A 1,993-nucleotide genomic window follows, 5' to 3' on the forward strand; every position below is an offset into this window, starting at 1 on the left:
CGCGCCCGGTCGCCACCGCGACCCCCCGCCGCCCTGCCGCGGCGGCCAGCGGTGTCGGCCACGGGTGGAACACCGCGACGAGCACCACCGCCCCAGGGGGCAGCGCCCCCACCAGCCGGTCCGCCAGCGCGTCGTCCACCGCCCCGGCCGGCGTCGTGCTGACCAGCGCCGTCGCGCGCGCGAGGTCGTCGTCGACCAGCGCGGCGAACCGGACCGCCCGCGCGGCCAGGCCGTAGGAGCGCGCCACCGCGAGGGTGTCGGCCGCACGCGCGGGCTCCCGGACGACCACGCCCACCGACCCGACGCCGAGGTCGGACAGCGCCCCGACGGCGGCCGAGGCCGTCCCGCCGGCCCCGAGCAGCACCGCCTCCGGCGCGGGCGCGACCACCCCGGCGGCCCGCAGTGCCCCGGCGACCCCGTCGACGTCGGTGCAGTCGGCCGCCCACCCGTCCCCGGCCCGGACCAGGGTGTTCGCGACCCCGAGCCGCCGCGCCCGGGCCGACGCCGAGGTCGCGACGGCCAGCGCGGCCCGCTTCCCGGGCATCGTCACCGACAGCCCGACCCACGCCGCGTCGAGGCCCCCGACGAGCCCGGGGAGCGCGACGTCGTCGCACTCGACCCGCTCGTAGGTCCAGCCGGTCAGCCCGAGCGCGTCGTACGCGGCCCCGTGCAGCACCGGGGAGAGCGAGTGCGCGACGGGCGACCCGAGCACGGCGGCCCGGCGGGCCCCCACTCAGTACACCCCGCGCGCCTGGGCCAGCCGGCGGTTCGCGTCGTGGTCGGCGGGCGTCACCGCGAAGCACGACGCGCCGTCGGGCTCGCACTTGACGAAGTAGATCCAGCCCCCGGGGTCCGGCGAGAGCGCGGCCGCCAGCGCGGGCGTCGAGACCGCGCCGATCGGCGTCGGCGGGAGCCCGAAGTTCACGTAGGTGTTGTACGGCCCGGGCGCGTCCCGGTCGGCGGGCGTGGTGAGCAGCGTCTGCCGGTCGAGCGGATAGTTGATCGTCGAGTCCAGCTGGAGCCGCATCGGGATCGGCAGCCGGTTGTAGACGACCCGGGCGATCTTGCCGAAGTCCTGCTCGACGCCCTCCCGCTCGGCGAGGGACCCGACGACGAGCGCCTGGTACGGGCTCACGCCGTCCGAGGAGGCCTTCGAGACGATCCCGGCGGCCTCCAGCCGGTTCGCCGAGGTGCGCACGACCGTCGTCAGGACGTCGGCCGCGTCGGCCCCCGGGGTCACGTCGTAGGTGCCCGGCGCGATCAGGCCCTCGAGGCGCCGCTCGGGGATCGCGCGCCGGACGGCGTCGAGGGCCCAGTCGGGCACCCCGAGCGTGGCCGGGTCGGTGGTGGCCATCGTCCGGCGCAGGTCCTCCACCGAGGTGCAGCGCCGGGCGCCGGAGTCGTCGACGACGCACGTGGCCTGCGAGAGGAGCGTCAGGACGCCGGGCACGCGGGCGGAGCCGGCGCCCGCGGTGTCGTCGAGCTGGGTGCCGCCGCGGACCTCGAGGCGCCCGAGGCGCGCGGCCGGGTCGAGCATCCGGTCGACGGCGGCCGCCGCCGGCATCCCACGCGCCATGTCGTAGAAGCCGGGCTGGATGCCGCGGCCCCGCGGGTCGTCCTCGGCCGCGTCGCCGAAGCCGCGCGCGGACGCCACGACCCCCTCACCGACCAGGGTCTCGCCGATGTCGCGGGTCGAGTCCCCGTCGGCGACCTGCACGACGACGTGCCCGCTGCCGGGGCCGTCGAAGTCCGGCGGGAAGAACACGCCCCACAGGTCCCGGGCGAAGAACACCCCGCCGACGAGGGCGAGCACGAGCACCCCCGCGAGGACGGGGAACACCAGGCGCCGACGACGGCGGGTGTCCACGTCGGTGGGCGCCGGCTCGCCAGCGGACACCGGGACGAGGCCGCCGAGGGCGCCGTCGTCGTCGTCGGGCTCCGGCCGCGGGGCGGCGAGCGCGGTGGTGCGCGCCTCGGAGGCCTCGTCCCGGTG

At 78.2% G+C, this 1,993-nt stretch carries 2 protein-coding genes; both read right to left on the bottom strand.

Features of this window, described 5'->3' with window-relative positions:
* Positions 1-733 (bottom strand): shikimate dehydrogenase (locus AC0CYZ_RS29525; protein WP_472221681.1); only part of this gene is annotated, 733 nt, incomplete at its 3' end.
* On the bottom strand, positions 734-1,993 hold a 1,260-nt coding region (locus AC0CYZ_RS29530; protein WP_472221682.1), incomplete at its 5' end, for an endolytic transglycosylase MltG.

The organism is Actinomycetospora sp., from assembly GCF_055612215.1.